The sequence below is a fragment of the Pseudomonas sp. FEN genome (genome assembly GCF_904067045.1).
Taxonomy (GTDB): domain Bacteria; phylum Pseudomonadota; class Gammaproteobacteria; order Pseudomonadales; family Pseudomonadaceae; genus Aquipseudomonas.
Genome location: NZ_CAJFDC010000024.1, coordinates 98,944 through 122,292, shown reverse-complemented (window position 1 = coordinate 122,292; position 23,349 = coordinate 98,944). Strand labels below are relative to the sequence as shown.

Below are 23,349 nucleotides of genomic sequence, written 5' to 3'. Positions count from 1 at the left end.
CGATCCTTAGATCATCTCTTCGCCGCCCTTGCCACCGAGCACGATTTCTCCGGCTTCGGCCATACGGCGGGCGATGGTGAGGATTTCCTTCTGCGCGGTCTCGACGTCGCTGACGCGCACCGGGCCCTTGGCTTCGAGGTCGTCGCGCAGCAGCTCCGCCGCACGCTTGGACATGTTCTTGAAGATCTTTTCCTTGACGCCTTCGTCGGAGCCCTTGAGTGCCAGGACCAGTACATCCGAAGAGACCTCGCGCAGCAGCGCCTGGATCCCGCGGTCGTCGACGTCGGACAGGTTGTTGAAGACGAACATGAGGTCTTCGATCTGGGTCGACAGATCCTCGTCCACTTCGCGGATCGAGTCCATCAACTGGCCTTCGATCGAGCTGTCGAGGAAGTTCATGATATCCGCGGCACGCTTGATACCGCCCAGAGTGGTACGCGCCGCGTTGGAGTTGCCGGAGAACTGCTTCTCGAGAATCTGGTTGAGTTCCTTGAGCGCCGCCGGTTGTACCGTGTTCAACGACGAGACCCGCAGGATGATGTCCAGGCGCACCTTGTGGTCGAAGTTGTTCAGCACTTCACCGGCCTGGTCGGGGTCCAGGTAGGCCACGACAATGGCCTGGATCTGCGGGTGCTCGTAGCGGATCACATCCGCCACCGCCCGCGGTTCCATCCACTTGAGGCTGTCCAGGCCGCTGGTATTGCCCCCCAGCAGGATACGGTCGATCAGACCGTTGGCCTTGTCTTCGCCCAGGGCCTGGGTGAGCATCTTGCGCACGTAGTCGTCGGAACCGACGCCCAGGCTGGTCTGGTCGCCGACGATCTCGACGAACTCGCTCATGACCTGCTCGACCTGCTCGCGGTGCACGTTACGCATCTGCGCCATGGCCACGCCGACCCGTTGAACTTCTTTCGGGCCCATGTGGCGCAATACCTGTGCGGCATCGGTGGAACCCAGCGACAGCAGCAAGATCGCGGCTTTATCGACCCGGGTCAGCTTCTGGGTGACGGCGGCGTTATTACTCATCGGCGTTAATCCACTCTTTGACGACCTGTGCCACACGGCCCGGATCTTCGGCTACCAGACTCTTGATGGCATTCAGTTGTGCGTCATAGCCTTCGCTCGGGCTCGGCAACAGGATGCTTTGCGGGCCGCCCAGGCTGACGCGGTCGTTGGACAGCTCGCCATCCAGACCGCCCATGCCACCGAGTTCGACGTCGCCGCCAAATCCGGCAAGCTGCTTGCCCTTGCCACCACCGGTGATGTTGTTGAGCACCGGACGCAGCACGCCGAACACCAGCACCAGGATGAACAATACACCTAGTACCTGCTTGACCACATCCCAGAACCAGGGTTGCGAGTAGAACGGGATATCGGCGATCACTTCACCGCGCTCGGCGGAGAATGGCACGTTGATCACACTGACACTATCGCCGCGACTGGCCTCGAAACCGACGGCGTCCTGGACCAGACGGGTGAAGCGGGCCAGTTCGTCGGCGCTCCACGGCGCACGAGTGGTCTCGCCATTGGTCGGGTTGATCTTGACCTGGTCGTCGACCACCACTGCTACCGACAGACGGGTCAGACGTCCCTGCTGTTGCTTGGTATGGCTGATGGAGCGATCCAGCTCGAAGTTCTTGGTCGACTGTTGACGCTTGTCCGCCGGATAGGGCGCCAGCATCGGTTGACCGGTGGCCGGGTCCATGATCTGTTGGCCGTTGGCATCGAGCAGCGGCTGACCAGCCGCGATGGCACCGGACGAAGCGCCAGCGCCGCCGGTGGTCTGCGGCGCACTGGCCGGACCTGGCGGCTGATTGCTCAGGGCCCCGGGCACACCTTGCGGACCGTTGCTGGCGGTACGCTGTTCAGTGGTCGACTGTTCGCTGCGCAGCGCCGGCTGGTCCGGGTTGAACTGTTCGGAGGTCGACTCGACGGCGCTGAAATCGACGTCGGCGGAAACTTCAGCCTTGTAGCGATCATTGCCCAGCACCGGTTGCAGGATGTTGTGCACACGCTGGGTCAGCATGCTTTCCATGCGCCGGCTGTAATCGAACTGCTTGCCGGCCATGCTCAATTCGGAGTTCTGCGCCTGATCGGAGAGCAGGTTGCCTTTCTGATCGACGACGGTGATCTGCGATTTGCTCAGTTCCGGAACACTGGTCGCCACCAGGTTGATAATGGCAATCACCTGTCCTGGTTCCAGGGAGCGCCCGGAATACAATTCGACCAATACCGAGGCGCTGGGCTTGCGTTCATCGCGCACGAACACCGAGCTTTTCGGAATAGCCAGGTGCACGCGGGCACCCTTGACATTGTTCAGGCTGGAAATGGTCCGCGCCAGCTCGCCTTCCAGGCCGCGACGATAACGGGTCGCTTCCATGAACTGGCTGGTGCCCAGGCCCTGGTCCTTGTCGAGAATCTCGAAACCGATGTTGCCGTCGCTCGGGGTCACGCCGGCGGCGGCCAGCTTGAGCCGCGCCCGGGACACATCATCGGCCTTGACCAGCAATGCGCCGGAGTTCGGCTCGACGGTGTAGGGAATATCCGCGGCGGCCAGGGTCTCCATGACCTGCTTGGCATCCATCCCGGCCAGGCTGCCATACAGCGGCCGGTAGTCAGGTTGCTGGGACCACAGCACCACGGCAAAGCCAATTGCCACGCTGGCGGCCAGGCCGACCATCAGGCCAACCTGCCGCAGCATGGTCATTTCGGAAATATTTTCCAGAAAAGACAAGCCGAACAGTGGCGGTTTACCGTCTGCGGGGCTGGATTTGGCCGGTACGTTATCGGCGAGAACTTCTGCCATGACTGTCTACGTCCCTAACCCTTAAACCGGCATCTGCATGATGTCTTGATACGCCTGGACCAATTTGTTGCGCACCTGGGTCAAGGCCTGGAACGAGACACTGGCTTTCTGCGAGGCAATCATGACGTCAGTCAGGTCGACACCGCTCTTGCCGATTTCGAATGCCGTGGACAGCTGGCTCGAGGCTTGCTGCACGTTATTGACTTTGTTGATCGCACTGCCGAGCAAGTCGGAAAAGCTGCTACCGCTGACTTCCGGCGCGGCCACAGCCGATTTCGGTTGAGCCATGGCATCCATTTGCATGGAGCGCATGTCCAGCATCAATCGATTAAATTCAACACCCTGGCTCATGAACTTCTCTCTCCGGCGACCTGCATTTTTTTGACACTCGTGCAGCAGTTAGTGAAGGATTAGCAACAAGGGTGCCAGCTCCTTATCGTCTTCGAACAAAATCCGATACATAACACACAAGCCTGAATCGACTTATGTGGCAAATAGATAGGCCTCGACATCCATCCCGGCATCGCGCATCTGCGCCAGCTTGTACCGCAGCGTACGCGGGCTGATACCCAGGCGCTCGGCGGCTTCCTTGCGGCGCCCGCGCTCGGCGCGCAGGGTGTCGATGATCATCTGGAATTCGCGACGGCGCAGGTCGTCACCCAGGCCACCCAACTGCTCGACCGCCCCCCCCTCGCTCACGGCGGGCTCAACCACAGACGGCCGGACGGCAATGGCGGCCAGCCCGGGCATGGATACCCCGCCGACCGGGCCGACCAGGCAGAAATCCTCAGCCTGGATCAGCCCGCCCTGCTGCAGGATCAGCGCCCGCTGGATCGCATTGTCCAGCTCGCGCACATTGCCCGGCCATGGATAGCCAATCAGGCAGGCCTGCGCCTGGGGGGACAGGCGAACAGCGGCATGTTTCATTTTGGCGCTGTGCTTGGCCAGCAAACGCTCGGCCAGCGGCAGAATATCGGCGGTACGCTCGCGCAATGGACGCCAGGCCAGTGGAAAAACCGACAGGCGATAGTAAAGATCCTCACGAAAACGCCCCGCCGCCACTTCCGCGGCCAGGTCGCGGTTGGTGGTAGCGACCACCCGGATATCCAGGGTGATCGGTTTGCGCGCACCCACCCGTTCGACTTCACGCTCCTGGAGCACGCGCAGCAGCTTGGCCTGGAGGCCAAGGGGCATTTCGGAAATCTCATCGAGCAGAATGGTCCCGCCATCGGCCTGCTCGAACTTGCCAGCCTGGGCCGCGATGGCGCCAGTGAACGAGCCCTTTTCGTGACCGAACAGGGTCGCCTCCAGCATATTGTCGGGAATCGCCGCGCAGTTGATGGCGATAAACGGCTGGCTGGCACGCGGCGACTGTTGATGGATATAACGGGCCAGGACCTCCTTGCCGGTGCCGGATTCCCCGGAAATCAACACGGTCGATTCGCTGCGCGCCACCCGCGCCGCCAGTTCGAGCAACTGGGCGCTGGCCGGCTCCGCGGCAATCGGCCCCTCACTGTCCTGTGCGCTCAACTGCCCCAGGGCATGCCGCGCCACCAGATCCAGCAGGGCCTTGGGCTCGAACGGCTTGACCAGGTAATCGGCCGCCCCCTGGCGCATCGCATCGACCGCACGCTCCACCGCCCCGTGAGCAGTCATCAGCAACACCGGCAATTGCGGCTGGCGCGCACGCAGCAGGCACAGCAGCTGGTGCCCGTCCATGCCCGGCATATTGACGTCACTGATCACCAGGCCGAATGGCTCCCGGGCCACCGCCTCCAGCGCCTCCTCAGCCGAACCGACCGCGTGAAACCGATGCCCGGCCAGCAGCAGGGTATCGGCCAGCGCCTCACGCAAGGCATGATCATCCTCGACCAGCAGGACCTTGAGCAACGTGCTCATTGTTGAGCTTCCTCCATGACGCCAGGAATCAGCGGCAGGCAGACCATCGCACAAGTGCCACGCCCCAGCCGTGAATGTAATTGCATGTCGCCCTGGTGCGCCCGGGCAACGGCCTTGACCACGGCGAGGCCAAGGCCGGTACCGGTGGTCTTGGTGGTAAAGAAAGGCTCACCCAGGCGCGCCAGCACGGCCGGCGCGATCCCCGCGCCGTTGTCACTGATGCACAGGCGCAAAGTCATGCCCCGGGCGTACAGGTGCACCTTCAGGCGCACCGCACCGGTGGCGGCCTGCTGGGCGTTTTCGATCAGGTTCAGCAACGCCCCTACCAGGGTGTCGCGATTGCACAACAACTCACCGACATGACTGTCGCACTGCCAACGCACGGCTGCGCCCTGGACATGGGTCTGGGCAGCCGCCTGCAGTGCCTGCATCAGCGCCCTGGGCGTCAGCCGATCGGTCAGCGGCAGTTCGCCACGAGCGAACACCAACATATCGCGCACCTGGTGCTCCAACTCATGCAGACGCTCTTTCAGGCGTCCGGCAAAGCGCTGCTGGGTCTCGACCGGCAAAACCTGTTCAGTGAGGTGACTGGCATAGAGCAAGGCCGCCGAGAGCGGTGTGCGGATCTGGTGCGCCAGGGACGCAACCATGCGCCCCAGCGATGACAAACGCTCATGCCGGGCCAGTTGATCCTGCAGGCGACGGGTTTCAGTCAGGTCGTTGAGCAGGACCAACTGGCCTGGTTCCGCATCCAGCGAACGCGTGGAGATCGACAGGCGCCGACCGTCCTTGAGGGAAATTTCATGGCCATCGTCCTCACGCGGAGCAAAGCAACGGGCGATCACCTTGCGCCACAGCTCGCCGACCAGAGGCAGCCCCAACAGCTCCTGGGCCGCCGGGTTGGCTTCGCTGACGAGGCCATGGGAGTCGATGACGATCACCCCGCCCGGCAACAGGTCGAGCAGGTTTTGCAAGCGATTGGCCAAGCGCTCCTTTTCCGCCAGTTCCGCCATGCGCTGGGCGCTGACCACGGCCAACTCGCCCTTGAGCTCGGTGACCCGGGCCTCGAGCAGACTGTAGGAATCGGTGAGCTGCGTCGACATCTGATTGAACAGCGAGAAGGCCTGTTCCAGGCCCAGCCGACTGACCTGCTCGACGGACGACGATTGTCCCGTGGATTCAGGGACCGGTGACATCGGGGCGGCTTGGGGCATGGTGCTCTCTCGCTTGGCTGACCGTCATTTAAACGGAACGTTGCAAGAGACTTAGCAATACCCGTGCCTAAAAAAAACCATCCAGTTTTCAGCAGGTTGAAAAACAGGCGTCAATCATCTGCCTGTTCATCGCCCTCGCGTCGACTCATACCGTACTTGCGCATCTTTTCCACCAGGGTGGTGCGACGGATACGCAGACGCTCGGCGGCGCGCGCAACGATGCCATTGGCATCGTCGAGGGCCTGCTGGATCAACCCCTGTTCCAGGCCACCAAGATAGTCCTTGAGGTCCAGGCCCTCGGGCGGCAGCATCGCCGAGTTGCTGAAGTCCGGCGCATGGCCGTTGATCGCCACCCGTTCTTCCAGGTCGCTGCGCAGGCTGTCCACCAACTGCTCGTCTTCGTCATCGACGTAGCGGAATTTTTTCGGCAGTTCGGCAACGCCGATCACCCCGTACGGATGCATGATCGCCATGCGCTCCACCAGATTGGCCAGTTCGCGGACGTTGCCCGGCCAGGCATGACGGCACAACGACATGATCGCCGCCGAATTGAAACGGATGGAGCCGCGCTTTTCATGCTCCATGCGCGAGATCAATTCGTTCATCAGCAGCGGGATGTCTTCGACCCGCTCGCGCAACGGCGCCATCTCGATGGGGAACACGTTCAGGCGGTAGTAGAGGTCTTCGCGGAAGCTGCCGACCTCGATCATGCTCTCGAGGTTCTTGTGGGTGGCCGCAATGATCCGCACGTCAATGCTCTGGGTCTTGTTGCTGCCCACGCGCTCGAAGGTGCGCTCCTGCAGCACGCGCAACAGCTTGACCTGCATCGGCAACGGCATGTCGCCGATCTCGTCGAGGAACAGCGTACCGCCATTGGCCAGCTCGAAACGCCCGGCACGAGTGGTGATGGCCCCGGTAAAGGCGCCCTTCTCGTGACCGAACAGCTCGCTTTCCAGCAACTCGGCGGGGATCGCCCCACAGTTGACCGGCACAAAAGGCGCGTCGCGACGCTTGGAGTGATAGTGCAGGTTGCGCGCCACCACTTCCTTGCCGGTGCCGGACTCGCCGAGAATCAGCACGCTGGCATCGGTGTCGGCTACTTGCTGCATCATCTGGCGCACATGCTGGATCGCGCGACTGGTACCGACCAGGCTGCGAAACAGGTTGGGCTCACGCTGCCGACCGCGCTCACGGGCCTGGTCGTACATCTCGCGATAGACCTGGGCACGGTGCAGGGAGTCGAGCAACTTGCTGTAGCTGGGAGGCATTTCCAGGCTCGACAACACCCGGCGACGCTGGTCTTCAGGCAGGTCGGCAGAAGAAATTTCACCCAAAAGCAACACGGGAAGGAACTCATCCCAGGTGGACAGTGTCTTAAGCAAGCCAGTCACTCCGCTCGCGGCGTTGACCGTCCCGACCAGGACACACAGCACTTCGCGACTGGACGACAAAGACGCCACAACCTGCTGCCAGTCATCGCTGGTGCAGGAGAAATTTTCTTCGCCGAGAAAATTTAAAATCACCGCCAGGTCGCGGCGGCGAATGCTATCGTCATCGATCAGCAGAATTTTGGTTTCACGCCACATGCAATAGCAACTTCCCTAGTCAACTCGATGCCCGGTATGGGTGGGCAAGCTAGACATCCGAGGCCGGACACGGCCTTCAAGGACGACTGAAATCTGGAAACAGCACTAGTTAAGTCAAAAAAGCGTACATAGTCAAATTTATGGCGCAATACGGTTCGATTAACCCAACACTAACCGAACAGATGGTAAACCTTTGCGGCGTTCCTTGCTTGCTGGATCTTCGACATCTCATCGACTATCGACTGACGTTCGCCCATGGCCGCTTCCAGCAGCTGACGATAGACATGGAGCAACTCTTCCAACTTGACGCGCAGCGCATCCTCGTCCAATCCAGTCTCGCCGAGCACATCCTCCATGCAGGCGCGGCAGGCCAGGTCCAACCGGGTGATGGCCTCCCAGTCGCGATCGGCCAAAGCCTTCACCAAGGCGGCACGGGTTTCTTCGATACGCTGCAGTACGAGACTCATGATGAACTCCTTAAAACTGCGGACTTGGTGCGGCGATGGCGTCCCAACCTTCCTTGACCGTGGTGAGCAGACCGGCGACTTCGTCGAGCATCCGGGTGTCCGACTGGATATTGGCTTGCGCCAGACGCGTCATCATGTAAGCGTAAAGATTGTCCAGATCACCCAGCGAATCCGCCGACTTCTCCAAGTCCAAGCCTTCGCGCAAGCCACCGACAATGCCGATGGCCTTGCCGATGGCGACACCCTTGGCGGCGATGTCGTTGCGCTCAATGGCACCCTTGGCCTGGGCAATGCGGTCCAGGCCACCTTCCATCAGCATCTGCACCAGGCGATGAGGACTGGCCTCGGAGGTCTGTGCCTGGGCTCCTACCTTCTGGTATTGCCGAAGGGCTAGCATCGGATTCATGTTCTACCTCGTTACCACTCAGGGTTCGTATAAGCAGTGTATCGCCTTTGAGTCAAAAAACTTTAGACCCAAAAGGCAAAAACCCGGCACGCGGTAAACGCAGCCGGGTTTTTGCCGTGGACGCCGGGAGTCAGCCCGATTTCTGTGCGTTCAGCGAGGTGAAGAACGACGTAATACTAGTGGCGGTCTGCTTCAACTGCCCGACCACCAGGTCCATGGCATTGTACTTGGCGGTCAGCGTGGCGGTCAGGTTGGTGACATGCAGATCCAAGGCCGCCTGCTGATTGGTCAGGTCAGTGGACTGAGTCTTCAGACTGGTGCTGCGCTGATCGAGCAATCCGCCGGTCTTGACGTAAGGATCGATAGCCTTGGTCATCCGCGCCAACAGACCGTCCGCACCAGAGTTTGCGGTAGTGCCGGTAAACAGCGTCTGCACCTGGCCACTCAGACCATCGGTGGTCATGGCCCTGGTGAACGTGGCGCTGTTGAAGTTCAACTGCCCCGTGGTCTGGTCGGTTGCCACCCCCAGCTGAGAGAGTACCGCCAACCCACTACTCGCCCCCGGAGTGGTGAGCGCGCCACGTATGTCGGCGATCAGCGAGCGCGGCAACGAATCGCCGGTAAACGCCGCTGAAACGGTTGGTTTGCCATTGGCATCCAGGGTCGCCGTACTCAGCGTATTCACTGTCTGCATCAGGGTATTGTAGGCACTCACGAAAGTCTGGATCGAGGTCTGCAGACCGGTGGTGTTGGTGCCCACGGTAACCGTCGAGCTTCCCGCCGCAACCAAGTTCAGTGTCAGCCCACTGACAGCACTACTGACGGTATTGGTCTTGCTGGTAACCGTCAGACCATCAATGGACAGGTTCGCATCCTTGGCCAACGCAGAGACCGTCCCCGAGCTCGTCGCCGACGGGGGATTGCTCATCACCTGAGTGCCATCGATCGCCAGCCCGGCAATACCGCTGACCGACAAGTCGGAACCGGCTCCCGTGGTAGTCGAACCGAGCACCAGGCGCGAACCGTTGCTGTCGGTCACAATGTTGGCGGAAATACCATTGGCCGACAACGTGGAGTTGATCGCATCCCGCGTAGTCTGCAAGGTGGCATTGGCCGGGATGGTGACGTTGTAATTAGTGCCATTCTGACTGATGGTCAGGGTACCACTCGGAATGGCACTAGTCGCACCACCGGCAAACGAAGCACTGGCTACCTTCGAGCCCGTGGCAAGGTTAGTGACGGAAATGCTGTAGGTACCCGCTACCGCAGTATTATCGGTGGTGGCCGTCAAAGTCGACGGAGTCCCCGATGTTGCCGAAAAACCCGGGAACTGTGGAGTGGTTGTACTGTTAAGATTGGTCAGCGCGGTCTGGAACGCTGTCAGCGCGCTTTTCAGCGAGCCCACGCCAGAAAGCTTCAGCGTGTTGCTTTTTGTCTGAGTGTCGATCTGCGACTGCTTGGCCGACTTATCGGCACCGACCAACGCATCCACGATCGAACTGATATTCAGGCCGGAACCCAGGCCCGTACTCGTTGAAATTGGACTTGCCATGCCTATCTCCCCACAATTTGCTGCCAGTCTTTTGACCTTTGCCAGCGCCTGAAGAACTTGCAAACACTATTCATGCCAGCTGTCAGGCTTTCGCGTCGAACAGCACGTGGCTCGCCGAACTCAAGTTGTCAGCCAGTTTCAAGGCCTCTTCGCTGGGAATCTGTCGCACCACCTCGCCGGTCTCGCTGGCGATGACCTTGACCACGACTTGCCCCGAGTGCTCGTCGATGGAAAACTCCAGATTGCGCTTGATCGACTGCACGAACTTTTCGATATCCTGCACAGCCTGCTTGAGCCTGTCGGAAGACCCCGAGTCCTTGCTGGTGGCCGAAACGGCTTTTACCGTATCCGCCTGAGGCGCCGTGACCGTTTTATCGGCAACAGGGCTTGAACTGGTCGGCGTAACAGCTGGGTAAGACGAATTAAGCTTTACACTCATGTCCACGTCCATCACCTCTCAACGTGAAAAAGCGAGAGAGCGCGACCAGCACACTCCCCCGCCAAAACTCATTCCGAAATTACTGAAGCAGCTTCAGTACAGCGGAAGGCAGTTGGTTGGCTTGAGCCAGAACAGAGGTGGAAGCCTGTTGCAGGGTCTGGCTCTTGGTCAGCTGAGCGGTTTCAGCAGCGAAGTCGGTGTCCTGTACGCGACCTTGTGCAGCGGTCACGTTCTGGGTCACGTTCTGCAGGTTGGAAATGGTGCTGGTCAGACGGTTCTGCGAAGCACCGAGGTTGGCACGGGTAGCACCGATTGCAGCGATTGCGGCGTCGATCGCGGTGATCGCGTTATCGATGTTCGATGCCGCGGCGGCGCTGGTAGCACCGGTCAGAACCAGAGTACCGCTGTCCACGGACATGCTGGCGGCGTCGAACTTGGAGCTCAGTACCAGGTCGATGTGGTTAGCCGAACCAGTGTTGGAGCCCACTTGCAGGGTAACGGTACCAGCCGAGCCGTCCAGCAGGTTTTTGCCGTTCAACTGAGTGGAGTTGGCGATACGAGTCAATTCGTCCGACATCTGGGCGAATTCAGCGTTGGTCGCTTTCTGGTCAGCAGTACCGTTGGTGCCGTTACGGGCTTGAACAGCTAGTTCACGCATACGCTGCAGGATGTTGGTGGATTCTTGCAGCGCGCCTTCAGCGGTCTGCGCCAGGGAGATACCGTCGTTGGCGTTTTTAACCGCAACGTTCTGACCACGGATCTGGCTGGTCATGCGAGTGGAGATCTGCAGGCCGGCGGCGTCGTCCTTGGCGCTGTTGATTTTCAGGCCCGAAGACAGGCGCTGCATGGAAGTGGACAGGGCGTCTGCTGCGTTGCTCAGGTTCTTCTGAACATACAGCGAAGTCACGTTGGTGTTTACGGTTAAAGACATGACGAAATCCTCGTTGGTTGGGTACTGCGGCTTCCGGCCCTGGCAAGCGCCGGGTATGGCCTAGAGAACCTTCGTAATAGTTATCGTCGGGATTGCAAGTTGCTTGAGGGCTTTTTTTAAAAATTTTGCCATCACCCTGCCACCCCTTGGAAAACAAGGACTTGGCGCCTCGTCCCAGGAGAAAAAATGACGTCAGGGAATTGCCGCCGACTCCAGCAACCCCACCAACTCATACTCCATCCAATCGGCCAGCCCCAACCAGTCCTGTGACTCCTGGCACGCCAACATGCGCGTCAGCAGTTGCGCCCACTGTTGCCGGACCTCCTGCGGCGCGCCTTGCAATGCCAGCTGAGCCGTGTCGAACACTTCGACCATCTCCAATGCCGCCTCCACATCACGCCCCAGGCGAAACAGCCCGGCACATTCGCGAGCATCCTCGATGCACTGCGCCAACCGATTCATCGCACAAACTCCTGGTCGAATCCGCTGCCGAGGATCCGGGCCCCCGCCCGACTGCTGTTCAGGAAAGTCACCTGCGGATGACAGGCGATATAGCGCTCCAGTTCAACCAGGTAGCGACGGAAGTTCAACTGGGTCCTGACCCGCTGCCCCTGGCCATCCAGCACCCAGTGCCGTGCCAGCTCGACACCCGGGCCGAGATCGCCATCCTTCCAGCCCGCATGCGTCTTGTTCAGCGGGAAAGCGAAGTCGGCGCCGAACAGGGTGATGCGCGCCGCGCCCATCTTCACCGCCAGGTCGACCGCTGGATGCAGGACGCTACCCCCGACGAATAGCAGACCTCTATGAAACTGCTCGCGGACCGAGGCATAGATCGGGCTGATGGAACAACCGCCGTAGCGCGGACCTTTCCAGGCGTGCAACACCTGGGGATCGCTCAACGGCATATAGACCAGGGGAATACCGTCGGACGCTTCGGGGGGCAAATGCCGAAAACCGATGCGCTGGTCGATGCTGACCACGATATCCGGCCTGATCCCGTGCTCGCGCAAGGGCCGATAAGCGGTGTCGACACTGATGAACAAGGGGCGGTCCGGCTGCTCGCCGATCGCACGCAACTTGTCGAACTGCTGCTCCAATGTCGGCCCGGTGCCAATCACATAGATGTGCTGGCCCACGCGCGTCGAAAACAGCTCGGCCACATCGCGATCGGCACCGAACACCTCGCGCGTGTCCCGTAGACGTTGAACTATCACCGCGGACCTCGGATCGAATTCACGGTTGTTGAAGCTCAGGAGCACCTCGCCAACCAGACGATCACGCATCCGCGCATTGCAATCATCGGCCAATGCCAGTTCGGCCGGCAGCGCGAAAAACGGCAGAAGAATCTCGGGATGATCGGCGGCATAGCTCAATTCAACCCGCGGATCGTCCAACCACGAACGCTGGTCCAGCAGGCCCAGTACCAACTTGAACAGCGCCCCATTGAGGATATGGACGCGCAGGCGCTGCAAGCTCGGCAGCTCCAGCAGGACCTGTTGCAGATCGCCCAGCCCCGTACCGTACAGGTGCAGCAAGGGGCTGCCCGGCTGCAGGCTGGCGGCCTGTAGCCGGGCCTCGGCGACGCGATCGTGCCGACTGGTGAGCTGAATCCCACCCACGCTCAGGGTTGAGCCGAGCCCCTCCACCAGTTCGACCGCCAGCGACTCGCTGTCCTCGGCCAATAGCCGCGCCAACAGGCCCGGCCAACGAGCGCCGATGACCTGCAAGTTGTCCTCGAAATTTTCACTCATGCCATCTCACTCAACATCCACGCAAAAAAATGGCGCTCAAGGTTATTTCACCTGGAGCGCCCTTTCAGAAGCGTTAAACACTCAAGCCCGCTGAATGATCGCAGAGCCCCAGGACAAACCCACGCCAAAGCCGCTGAGGGCCACGCGCTTGAACGTGGAATCGAGCACATGTTTTTCCAGCAACAACGGAATGCTCGAGGATACCGTGTTACCGGTCTCGACCATATCCTTGATGAACTTCTCGGGTTCACCCTCGAAACGCCGTGCCACCGCATCGACGATCGCCGCACTGCCCTGGTGGATGCAGAATGCATCGATATCGTCCGCTTGCAAGCCGGACTCTTCCAGCAACTCGTGCAGGTGCGCCGGGACCTTGAGCAAGGCGAAGTTGAATACCTGGCGGCCATTCATGAAAAACACGCCATCGCTGACCTTCAGGTGTGGCGCGCCGGAACCGTCGGTGCCGAACTTGGCCTTGCCCAGCTGCCAGGGCGCGCCTTCGCCCATCCAGGTTGCCGTCGCCGCATCACCGAAGAGCATGGTGGTGTTGCGATCTTCGGGGTCGACGATTTTCGAATACGGGTCGGCGGTCACCAGCAGGCCATTCTTCAGGCCAGTCGCTTCCATGAAACCCTTGATCGCGTAAATGCCATAGACATAACCGGAGCAGCCCAGGGAAATGTCGAACGCGGCCACGCTGGTCGGCAAGCCGAGCTTGTCCTGGACGATGGCGGCGGTATGCGGCAGGCCTTCTTCATCGCCGTTCTGGGTAACCACGATCAGCACGTCGATGGATTCGCGCGTGAGCTCGGGATTGCGGGCGAACAGCGCGTTCACGGCCTCGACGCACAGGTCCGAGGTTTCCTGCTCGTCATCCTTGCGCGGCAGGAAGGCCGAACCGATCTTGCCGAGGATGAAAGCTTCATCCTTCTCGAATTTTGCACCTTGTGCGTAATTGTCCACGCCGGCTACAGGCACGTAGCTCGCAATGCTTTTTATGCCAATCATTACGGCTTCCCAATAATAAACAGCTGAAAACCCTCGCTCACCAGGACCGAGGGCTGCCGACAAACAGAGATTCGACGCCGCCCCACGGGGGAGCGACTGCCGGAAGAACAAAAGGCTATCACCGGACCGGTCATGGGCCAGGCGCCATCTTCCAGGTCGATACAATACAGTGAAGATGCGCGTTATGACTCGCAGGTCACGCTATTTTGCCGAATCTGCCCTACAAAGGGCTATTCGACCAGTGGCCAATCCAGCGGCGTCCCGCGCTTGATGGCCTGCCGGGCACTGCGCCCGAGCACGGCGTCAAGATGCCTGGGCGCCAATCCCAGGCCAGGGCGGATCGCCCGCAGGTTGTCGGCGCTGAAGGTTTCCCCAGCCACCATGTCCCGGGTGACATACAGCGAACGGCGATACACCAGGGACTTGCGTTCCGCTTCGGTGACGCCATAGTGCACCTGGCCCAGCGCCTGCCAGGCGCGTTCGGTCTCGACTACCAGGCTGGCCAGTTCGGCCGGCTCCAGGGAAAAACTCGCATCCACGCCGCCATCGGCCCGATCCAGGGTGAAATGCTTTTCCACCACCGTTGCCCCCAGCGCCACCGCCGCCACCGCCACCCCGACGCCCATGGAGTGATCGGACAAGCCGACCTGGCAGCCAAACAACTCCCGCAGATGAGGAATGGTCCGCACATGGCTGTTTTGCGGGCTGGCCGGGTAAGTGCTGGTGCATTTGAGCAGCACCAGGTCCCGGCAACCGGCGGCCCGGGCGGCGCGCACGCTTTCATCCAGTTCGGCGACGCTGGCCATGCCGGTGGAAATGATCAGCGGCTTGCCGGTCGCGGCCACGCGCCGGATCAACGGCAGGTCGGTGTTTTCGAAGCTGGCGATCTTGTAGGCCGGCACGTCGAGGCTTTCGAGAAAGTCCACCGCCGTTTCATCGAAAGGCGTGGAAAACGCCAGCATGCCCAGCTCCCTGGCGCGGGCGAAGATCGGCGCATGCCATTCCCAGGGCGTATGGGCCTTTTCATACAAGGCATAGAGCGACGAGCCGGCCCACAGGCTACCCGGGTCCTGGATGAAGAACTCGCCTTCGTCCAGGTCCAGGGTCATGGTGTCGGCGGTGTAGGTTTGCAGCTTGAGCGCATGGGCACCGGCCTTGGCCGCGGCTTCGACAATACGCAGCGCCAGCTCCAGCGACTGGTTATGGTTGCCGCTCATCTCGGCGATGATGAACGGCGGCGCGTCCGGGCCGATCAGCCGCTGGCCGATCTTGAAACTAGTCATGGCATTGATCCTTTACCACTCGCTCGAAACGGCAAACCGACTGGACATAGCCGCCGTGACGGAACAATTCGATGGAAGCCGGGTTGTCCGGCAGTACCTGGGCGGCGATCACCGTCACCTGCGGCCAGTGCTCGCGCACGGCGGCTTCGCCACGCGCCAGCAACGCCCTGCCCCAGCCCAGGCCGGCACGCTCCTGGAACAGGTACAGGGAAACTTCGACGCGATCCCCCTCAAGATCGTAGCGCAGCACGCCTACCGGACCATCCGCGGCCTCGGCGATCAGTAACAGGCGTCCGGGATCGAGCAAGCTCGCGGCCAGCCAGGCCTGATGCGCCGCCCAGGCAATGGGCTCGGGATTCAGGGAGGCACGGCGTACCGACTCGGCATTGCGCCCGTCGAACAACAGACGCGAATCTTCCGCCGTGGCCCGACGCAAGGCCAGGCTCGGGCCAGCCAAGGCCACGGCGAAACGCCGTGCCCCCAAGCCATCGACCAGACGCCGCGACTGTGCAGCCAGACTGCGCCGCAGGCTGATATTACCCAGGACAAAACCGATGGCCTGACGGAGTCCGTCGACATCCACCTCATCGCTACGGCCCAAGTAGACATGCACACCGGCCGCGGCCAATCGCTCGGCATTGGCCCGCTGATTTTCCGCCACTGCAATGCACAGGGTCGGCAGGCCGAGGACGGCGCGTTCCCAACTGGTACCGCCACCCGCCCCGATAAACAGGTCCACCCGCGCCATCAGCGCGGCGAAGTCGCTGACGAAGGTCCGTACCCGCCAGCGCGGACGATCAGCCGCCATGGCCTGGATCGACGCCAGCATCGGATTGGCGGTCCCCGCGATGAAATCCACTTCCAACTCGCCGAAATCCGCCAGGGCGCGCATGGCTTTCCAGGTTTCTCCAGCCGCATCCAGGCCACCAAAATTCACCAGCACCCGACGTGGCTGCAAGGTGATCGGCACGGGTGCCTGGCGGAACTCGTCACGAATCAGCGCATAGCGCGGGCCAAAAAGCTCACGACAGGGTTGTAGGCAGCGGTTGGCATACTCGGGGTCGCCGGCGGTGAAGTTCTGGTCGAAGAGAATATCCACGGCATGTCGACGATTATTCAGGTCGTCGATGGCCGCGATACGCCGCGCCCACTGGCGAGCGGCGGTTTGCCAGGCGTGATCGAGACCATAGTGATCGACGACAATCCAATCGAACCCCGGCTCGGCGCCCAGACAGCTACCCAGCGCGGCGATATCCGCCTGCCACGGCAAGGGCGCCTCGATACCCGCCGCGGGCTCCTCGCCCGCGTACGCGGCCGGCAACGCCAGAGCCCGAAAACCCTGCTCGGCGATGCGCGCCAGCGAATGGCCGGGCAAGGCCCGACAGGCGAACAGCACTTCGGCGCCAGCGCCGCGCAGCACCCGCGCCAGCGTCAGGCAGCGCGCCACATGTCCGCTGCCAATGGCTGGCGAGGCATCCGCGCGAATCAGCACTCTCATGCTTCCAACTCTCCAGCGGCGAGCAAGGCAGTGTAAAGATACTCGGCGCGCCGCCAATCCTCTTCGGTGTCAATGTCCTGGACCAGATAGCGCGGCAGGATGACCGGCAGGCTTCTTTCCGAATACAGCACATCGCCCCGCAGCCAGGCTTCGCCGCGCCCCCAGTAGAACTGCCCGGCGTCCTGAAAGGCCACTGGCAAATCCTGGGAGCGGGTCAGGCGGTATTCGGGATACAGCGCGGTCAACGCGCCGTGCGCGTCGAGCGTCAGCGCACGCTGGACGGGAAAACCGAACTCGCAGACCGAAAAAGCAAAGGACTTGTCAGCCTGTTCCAGCAGCAGATCACGCCCCTGGCGCAGAAAACGTTTCTGCAGCAACGGCGCCGTGGCATAGATGCAGCAGGCCAGGGCAAAGTCCTCGCCAGCCCGGCGCAGGACCTCCACGGCATGGGCCATCACCGCCGCCGTGCCGGTGAAGTCGTCGGCCAGGGCCGCCGGACGCAGAAAAGGCACCTGTGCGCCCCGGGCTCGGGCCAGGCTGGCGATTTCCTCGTCATCGGTACTGACGATCACGCGCTCGAACAGCCCCGAATCGAGCGCCAGGCGAATCGAACGGGCAATCATCGGCTCGCCATGGAACAACTTGAGATTCTTGCGCGGGATGCGCTTGCTGCCACCGCGCGCCGGAATGATTGCAATCGCGCTCAAGGACGTTTTTCCAGCAGGAACCAGTTGATATCGTCGGTCGGGAACTGCGGATCGCGGTGGTAACCGAAGCCGTAGTCCAGCAGTTGCAGGTCCGGGTAACGATCAAGCATTTCCCCGGCGAAATCGCGCTTGAACAGTTTGCCACTGTTGCCGCGATAGGACACTTCCACCGGCACCGGATTGTAGTACTCGGCAATCAGGATATAGCGCCCGCTCAGCCTGTACAGCTGCTCATAGGCCATCGCCAGCAACTCCGGCGCCAGGTGAATCAGCACGCCCTTGCTCAGGGTCAGATCGAAGGTTCGCTCCGGTGGGTAATCGAACAGCGAGCCGTGCCAGATCTCGGCGATGCCCAGGCCACGTGCCTGCTCGCAGGCCTTGGCATTGATTTCCACGCCCTGCAGGGCACAGCCGGGCAGGAGTTGATGCAAGGCTTGCAGATTGTTGCCGGTATTGGTGCCCAACTCCAGCAGGCTGGCGAGCCGGCCGGTGCGCGCCAGGGCCTTGGCGAACAGCGCCAGGTTGGCGGCAACCAGCGCCTGCCCCTGGTTGCGACCTACGTACTGATCGCCGAAGTCGCCACGCCAGAACACTTCCTGTTCGCTGAACTCACGCATGTCGGGTGCTTATCCTCGGATCATTGAGTGTCGTTTAACCGACAAGGTTTCGTAGCTGTTCGACCACATAGTCCTGCTGCGCCTCGGTGAGCAGCGGGAACAACGGCAGGCTGAGAGCTTCGCTGAAATAGCGCTCGGCTTCGGGGAAGTCGCCGTCCTTGAACCCCTGCTCGCGGTAGTAGGGTTGCAGGTGCACGGGAATGTAATGCAGGTTCACGCCGATGCCGGCCGCCCGCAACCGCTCGAAGACTTCGCGTTGGCTGAGCGGGATCCGCTCCAGTTGCAAGCGCACCACGTACAGGTGCCAGGCGGACTCGGCACCGGCCTGGGCCACCGGCAGCCGCAGCGGCAGATCGGCCAGCAAACGCTCATAGCGGGCGGCCAGCTCACGGCGCCGGGCGACAAAACTGTCGAGTCGGGCCGTTTGCGACAGCCCCAGTGCCGCGTGCAGGTCGGTCATCCGGTAATTGAAACCCAGCTCCAGTTGCTGGTAGTACCACAGCCCCTGCGCGGGAACCTTCATCTGCGCCGGATCGCCAGTGATTCCATGGCTGCGCAGGCGGCGCAGGCGTTCGGCCAGTTCGGGTCGGTTGGTCAGGACCATGCCGCCTTCGGCCGAGGTGATGATCTTCACCGGATGGAAACTGAAAATGGTCATCGCGGCAAAGGCACCGCAGCCCACCGGTCGCCCAAGGTAGGACGCGCCGACCGCATGGGAAGCATCCTCGATCAGGGTGAAACCATAGCGCTCGGACAATTCGGCCATGGCGCGCATATCGCAACTCTGGCCGGCAAAGGCCACGGCCACCACCACCTTGGGCAGGCACCCGCCCGCCTCGGCGATTTCCAGCTTGCGCGCCAGCAGGCGGGCATCAAGGTTCAGAGTCTGGGGGTCGATATCGACAAAGTCCACCTCGGCCCCACAGTAGCGGCCGCAATTGGCCGATGCGACAAAGGTGTTGGGGCTGGTCCACAAGCGGTCCCCCGGCCCCAATCCCGCCGCCAGGCAGGCGATATGCAGGGCCGCCGTGGCATTGCACACGGCCACGGCGAAATCGGCCTGGCAATGTTCGGCCAGCGCCGCCTCGAAACGCGGGATGGTTGGCCCCTGGGTCAACCAGGGCGATTTGAGCACCGCGACCACCGCGTCGATATCGTCCTGTTCGATGCTCTGGCAGCCATAGGGAATCTGATACGGCGTCATACCGGCAACCCGGCATGCAGATCGGCAATCTGCCTCACATCGAGGAAATCCGGATTGGTATCGGAACGGTATTCGAAGTCCTCGCTGACCGCCTTGCCCTGCTCACCCAGCCCATCCACGGCGAAATCGACATCGACGCTGGTGAAGCGGATCGACGGCTGAATGGTGTAGTGGTCGGCGAACTCCAGGGTCATGCGCGCATCGTCCAGCGGCACCATCAGTTCATGCAGTTTCTCGCCCGGGCGAATGCCCACCTGCTTGTGTGGCAGGTGCCCGGCCATGCCGGACGCCAGGTCGACGATACGGATCGACGGGATCTTCGGCACGAATACTTCACCGCCGTGCATGCGCGCGAAGCTGTCGAGGACGAACTGCACGCCGTGGTCGAGGGTGATCCAGAAGCGGGTCATGCGCTCATCGGTGATCGGCAGCTCGCGGGCCCCCTCGGCGATCAGCTTGTTGAAGAACGGCACCACCGAGCCGCGTGAGCCGGCCACGTTGCCGTAGCGCACCACGGCAAAGCGGGTCGCCTGCTCGCCGGCAATGTTGTTGGCGGCAACGAACAGCTTGTCCGACAGCAGTTTGGTCGCACCGTACAGGTTGATCGGGCTGGCTGCCTTGTCGGTGGACAGGGCCACGACTTTCCGCACGCCATTGTCGATGGCCGCGGCAATGATGTTTTCCGCCCCGTTGACGTTGGTGCGGATGCATTCGGTGGGATTGTACTCGGCCGCCGGCACCTGTTTCAGGGCCGCGGCATGCACCACGAAATCGATGCCGCGCATGGCCAGGCGCAGGCGCTCGGCATCGCGCACATCGCCGAGGAAATAGCGCATGCACGGCGCGTTGAACGTCTGCTGCATCTCGTACTGCTTGAGTTCGTCGCGGGAGAACACCACGACGCGCCTGGGCTGGTACTGCTCCAGCAGGCGACGGATGAAGTTGCGCCCGAACGAGCCGGTACCGCCGGAGATGAAAATCGATTTGCCGTTGAACATGTGGTGAGTCCCTTTAACTGCCTGCCAGGCTTAAACGAGCAACTGTGCCCAATCCACAGGGCTGGCACTGCCCAGGCTGAAGCCTTTGCCGCTCAAGGACAGGTGCTGGTTGTAGGCCGGGTCGTGCTGGAAGCTCGCGGCCCATTTCTCACGCAGAACCGCCAGGGCCTGAGGCGCCTCGGGCAAGGTACCGGGGTGCAGAACCTGCACCTGCGGCGTCCACGACACCAGGGCACCGACCTGGCCGATCTTGAGGCACAGATCAACATCGCTGAAAGCCTCGGCGAAGTCGCCTTCATCCAGCCCGCCGACCGCCTCGAACAGCGCCTTGCGTACCATCAGGCACACCGAGGAGACCGCCGAATAGTTCTGCTCCACCACCAGGCGTTGCATGTAGCCCTTGGCATCCTTCTTCTCGCCGACGAAAGGCGAACCGACGCCGCCGTTCAAGCCAAGGATCAGGCCCGCCTGGGAGATCTTCGCATCACGGCTGTAGAGCTTGGCGCCGACCACACCGACTTCCGGGCGCAGGGCCTGGTTGAGCAGGGATTCGATCCAGTTGGGGTTGACCACTTCGCTGTCTGCCGCGAGCAGCAGCAGATAGTCGCCCAGTGCCTGGCGCGCCGCCGCGTTGCAGAAAGCCGAGGTGCCCGACCAGTCGGATTGCAACACACTGACCTTGCCGGCCTGCGGTTGTGCCTGGAGCCAGCTCGCGAGTGCTTCGCCATAGCTCGGCTGATCGGCCACCAATACTTCATATTTCAAGTAACGGGTTTTTTGCAGGACCGCGTCCAGGCAGCGTTGCAGCTCGGCGAAATCCGCCTGGCCGTGGAGGATGATCGACACCAGCGGGCGCTCGGCATGCCGATAATCGACAAAATAGCTCCCTGGCCGTTGCGAAGTGACCTGGGCCTTGTAGCCGCGCGTGCTCAGATGGCGGATCAGCGCCAGGCGCTCATGGGCGTTCTCCTCGATCGACGGCACGCTGCAAATCAGCAGCGGTTCGTCCAGATGGGCCAGCCCGGCCATGCCACCCTGCTCGATAAGACGCAGCAACAGATCAAATTCCAAGGCCTTGCTGAAGTCGGCCTTGTAGCCGCCGACCTCCAGCAACACTTCACGGCGGATCAGCCAATGCCTGGCCATCAGGGCCGGCACGCTTTGCAGCAGATCGAGGTTGAAGCCCGGGCGGAACACGTCGCTCAGGGCGCCATTGGCGTCGCGCTGAATCTCATCGGTGGCCACCGCGCGGCAACCGTCGGCTTCGCGCAACTCCAAACCGGCGCGCAACAGACCGCTGGCGGTGAACTCGTCACCCGCCTCGCTCAGCAGCACCCAGTCGCAAGGCAACTGGCGGATCGTCTGGTTCAGCTTGTCGACCAGATTGCCCGGAGTCACCCGAATGAAGTGCAAGGTGTTCTGCAAGGTGGTTGCCGCCTGCGGCTCGCCCGTGGTGAAGACGACGATCCGGAAGGCTTTGCTGTGCCCTTCCAGCAGGCTGTCGAGGGTCACCTGCAGCTTGCCGATATCATTCTCCAGGTCCAATACCAACAGGCCAAAGACCGGATCGCTCCCCTGCGCGAACTGGTAAGCGCCAATCGCCTCAAGTTCGCGGGTGGACGGCTCGCGGACTTTCAGCCAGTTGAGCAGGCGTCCCGAGAGCATCGCCTCGAAGGTCGAGTGGTTGTCATCGGTACAGACGGCATCCAGGCGCTCGGCCCAGGCGAACATATCCCGTGCCTCGTCCTCTTCGCCCAGGCTCTCCAACTGCCGGGCCAGGCGCTTGACCACCCGGCGATTGAACAGGTTGCATTCCTGGGCCTGCCAGAGACGGTCCACCACGCTTTCCGGGGTATCGTTGTTGTGCGGGCGCATCAGGTCGTCCTGACGGGTCCACACCCCCTCCAGTCCCTGCAACTGCACGCGACCGGCCGGCATCGCATGGAGCAGGAATTCGAACTGGGTCAACTGATCGAAAAACGCCTGGTTGTAGTAGGGCATTTCCATGTACTGCTTGGGTCCAAAGCGCCGTACGGGGGCTTCTTTGATACTGACCCACTTGGACTCGAAAAGCCCTTCCATGGTCAGTGCCCGCCCGGTACGCAAGCTATCGGTCATGGCTTCGAAACTTTCCAGGGCAAAGGCCTTGGCCTGTACCGGGTCGAGCCCTTCGATAGCAGTCGGCAACGACGCCAGGAACTCGGCAAAAGCCTCCCGCTCGGCCACTGACTTGGCATCGGTGTAGGTCAGCGAGTGGTAGACCTCGGTGCTGTGTTCCGAATCGCCATAGTTGACCTCACGGACCACGTAAGGGATCGGCAGGATCCGCGCCTTGGCCCTGGCGAGCATGTAGTAAACATGACCAATTTCCTGCCATTGGAAACTGGTGCCTTGCGGTAAGGCAGAATGCCAGTCACGCATCAGGGCGGTACGGTGGACGGCGTAGAAAGGTGGCAAATACTGGAGCATATAGTCCAGCACACGATCCTGGGCCCGCTCGGAGGCGTAGTCCTCACAGACTTTCTTGTCGCGACGGTAGTAGCTGACGCTGCCCGCCAATGACAGATACATCATGCAGTAGCCATGGCACATGCCATAGTCGGCATTGTTCTCCAGAAAGGCTACCGACTCGCCCAGCGCGCCATGCAGGATAAAGTCATCGTCGGCGGCAAACACCATGTACGGCGTGGTCACGCTCATCACGCCGTGGGCGAACTTGTTCTGCAGCTTCCAGTAGTCGTACTGAGGTACATGCAGGTACTCGACCGAGTCGTATCCGTGCGCGACCTCGGCATAGGCCACGGGCGAGGAATCCAGCACCAGCAGTTTGCAAGGCAGCGCACCATAGAACTTGACCGCCCGGCGCAAAAACGCCGGCCGGTTATGGGTGACCAGCACCACCGTCAACAAATCGCCCAGGAGTTGCAAATTGCCCTGGAGCGGTGCCTGTTCAGAAACGTACTTGCCTTGCATAACCTTTCCC

Annotated in this window: 21 protein-coding genes; all 21 read right to left on the bottom strand. The window is 61.5% G+C overall.

Features of this window, described 5'->3' with window-relative positions:
- Positions 1–6 precede the first annotated feature (6 nt).
- The 21 genes from fliG to PFEN_RS21005 all read right to left on the bottom strand — a co-directional run bounded on the left by fliG (position 7) and on the right by PFEN_RS21005 (position 23,339).
- On the bottom strand, positions 7–1,026 hold the full coding sequence (gene fliG / locus PFEN_RS21105) for a flagellar motor switch protein FliG (protein ID WP_017124426.1): 1,020 nt from the start codon (positions 1,024–1,026) through the stop codon (positions 7–9).
- Entirely contained in the window at positions 1,019–2,806 is a 1,788-nt protein-coding gene (gene fliF, locus PFEN_RS21100) for a flagellar basal-body MS-ring/collar protein FliF (protein ID WP_191488648.1), read from the bottom strand. The genes fliG and fliF overlap by 8 nt, the downstream gene beginning before the upstream one ends.
- A 21-nt stretch (positions 2,807–2,827) precedes the next feature.
- On the bottom strand, positions 2,828–3,157 hold the full coding sequence (gene fliE, locus PFEN_RS21095) for a flagellar hook-basal body complex protein FliE (protein WP_191488647.1): 330 nt from the start codon (positions 3,155–3,157) through the stop codon (positions 2,828–2,830).
- A gap of 132 nt (positions 3,158–3,289) precedes the next feature.
- Entirely contained in the window at positions 3,290–4,705 is a 1,416-nt protein-coding gene (fleR, locus tag PFEN_RS21090) for a sigma-54-dependent response regulator transcription factor FleR (RefSeq protein ID WP_191488646.1), read from the bottom strand.
- Positions 4,702–5,901, bottom strand: coding sequence for a sensor histidine kinase (locus PFEN_RS21085; protein WP_191488727.1), 1,200 nt, complete (start codon positions 5,899–5,901; stop codon positions 4,702–4,704). The genes fleR and PFEN_RS21085 overlap by 4 nt, the downstream gene beginning before the upstream one ends.
- Positions 5,902–6,029: 128 nt before the next feature.
- Positions 6,030–7,505, bottom strand: coding sequence for a sigma-54 dependent transcriptional regulator (locus tag PFEN_RS21080; protein ID WP_191488645.1), 1,476 nt, complete (start codon positions 7,503–7,505; stop codon positions 6,030–6,032).
- A gap of 170 nt (positions 7,506–7,675) precedes the next feature.
- The gene (locus PFEN_RS21075) at positions 7,676–7,972 is read right to left on the bottom strand and encodes a flagellar protein FliT (protein ID WP_191488644.1); all 297 of its coding nucleotides are present in this window, start codon (positions 7,970–7,972) and stop codon (positions 7,676–7,678) included.
- Between the two features lie 10 nt (positions 7,973–7,982).
- On the bottom strand, positions 7,983–8,378 hold the full coding sequence (fliS, locus tag PFEN_RS21070) for a flagellar export chaperone FliS (RefSeq protein ID WP_191488643.1): 396 nt from the start codon (positions 8,376–8,378) through the stop codon (positions 7,983–7,985).
- Positions 8,379–8,508: 130 nt separating this feature from the next.
- A complete protein-coding gene (gene fliD / locus PFEN_RS21065) occupies positions 8,509–9,930 on the bottom strand; it encodes a flagellar filament capping protein FliD (RefSeq protein ID WP_191488642.1) in 1,422 nt (473 codons plus the stop codon).
- A gap of 82 nt (positions 9,931–10,012) precedes the next feature.
- Complete coding sequence (locus PFEN_RS21060; protein ID WP_191488726.1) at positions 10,013–10,375, bottom strand: flagellar protein FlaG; 363 nt, start codon at positions 10,373–10,375, stop codon at positions 10,013–10,015.
- 73 nt (positions 10,376–10,448) lie between these two features.
- Entirely contained in the window at positions 10,449–11,300 is an 852-nt protein-coding gene (locus PFEN_RS21055; protein WP_191488641.1) for a flagellin domain-containing protein, read from the bottom strand.
- A 192-nt stretch (positions 11,301–11,492) separates the two neighbouring features.
- Positions 11,493–11,762 (bottom strand): hypothetical protein, encoded by a 270-nt coding sequence (locus PFEN_RS21050; RefSeq protein WP_191488640.1) that lies wholly within the window; start codon positions 11,760–11,762, stop codon positions 11,493–11,495.
- Positions 11,759–13,051, bottom strand: coding sequence for a motility associated factor glycosyltransferase family protein (locus tag PFEN_RS21045; RefSeq protein ID WP_191488639.1), 1,293 nt, complete (start codon positions 13,049–13,051; stop codon positions 11,759–11,761). Before PFEN_RS21045 ends, PFEN_RS21050 begins: the two co-directional genes overlap by 4 nt.
- An 81-nt stretch (positions 13,052–13,132) precedes the next feature.
- A complete protein-coding gene (locus PFEN_RS21040) occupies positions 13,133–14,059 on the bottom strand; it encodes a ketoacyl-ACP synthase III (RefSeq protein WP_191488638.1) in 927 nt (308 codons plus the stop codon).
- Positions 14,060–14,289: 230 nt separating this feature from the next.
- Entirely contained in the window at positions 14,290–15,342 is a 1,053-nt protein-coding gene (pseI, locus tag PFEN_RS21035; RefSeq protein ID WP_191488637.1) for a pseudaminic acid synthase, read from the bottom strand.
- Positions 15,335–16,840: a UDP-2,4-diacetamido-2,4,6-trideoxy-beta-L-altropyranose hydrolase gene (pseG, locus tag PFEN_RS21030; RefSeq protein WP_191488636.1), complete on the bottom strand. Its 1,506-nt coding sequence runs from the start codon at positions 16,838–16,840 to the stop codon at positions 15,335–15,337. Before pseG ends, pseI begins: the two co-directional genes overlap by 8 nt.
- Positions 16,837–17,547, bottom strand: a complete 711-nt coding sequence (gene pseF / locus PFEN_RS21025; protein ID WP_191488635.1) for a pseudaminic acid cytidylyltransferase — start codon at positions 17,545–17,547, stop codon at positions 16,837–16,839. The genes pseG and pseF overlap by 4 nt, the downstream gene beginning before the upstream one ends.
- A complete protein-coding gene (locus tag PFEN_RS21020; protein ID WP_191488634.1) occupies positions 17,544–18,164 on the bottom strand; it encodes a pseudaminic acid biosynthesis-associated methylase in 621 nt (206 codons plus the stop codon). Before PFEN_RS21020 ends, pseF begins: the two co-directional genes overlap by 4 nt.
- A 34-nt stretch (positions 18,165–18,198) precedes the next feature.
- Complete coding sequence (gene pseC, locus PFEN_RS21015) at positions 18,199–19,368, bottom strand: UDP-4-amino-4,6-dideoxy-N-acetyl-beta-L-altrosamine transaminase (protein ID WP_191488633.1); 1,170 nt, start codon at positions 19,366–19,368, stop codon at positions 18,199–18,201.
- A complete protein-coding gene (gene pseB / locus PFEN_RS21010) occupies positions 19,365–20,366 on the bottom strand; it encodes a UDP-N-acetylglucosamine 4,6-dehydratase (inverting) (protein WP_191488632.1) in 1,002 nt (333 codons plus the stop codon). The genes pseC and pseB overlap by 4 nt, the downstream gene beginning before the upstream one ends.
- 30 nt (positions 20,367–20,396) lie before the next feature.
- The gene (locus tag PFEN_RS21005) at positions 20,397–23,339 is read right to left on the bottom strand and encodes a TIGR00180 family glycosyltransferase (protein WP_191488631.1); all 2,943 of its coding nucleotides are present in this window, start codon (positions 23,337–23,339) and stop codon (positions 20,397–20,399) included.
- Positions 23,340–23,349 lie beyond the last annotated feature (10 nt).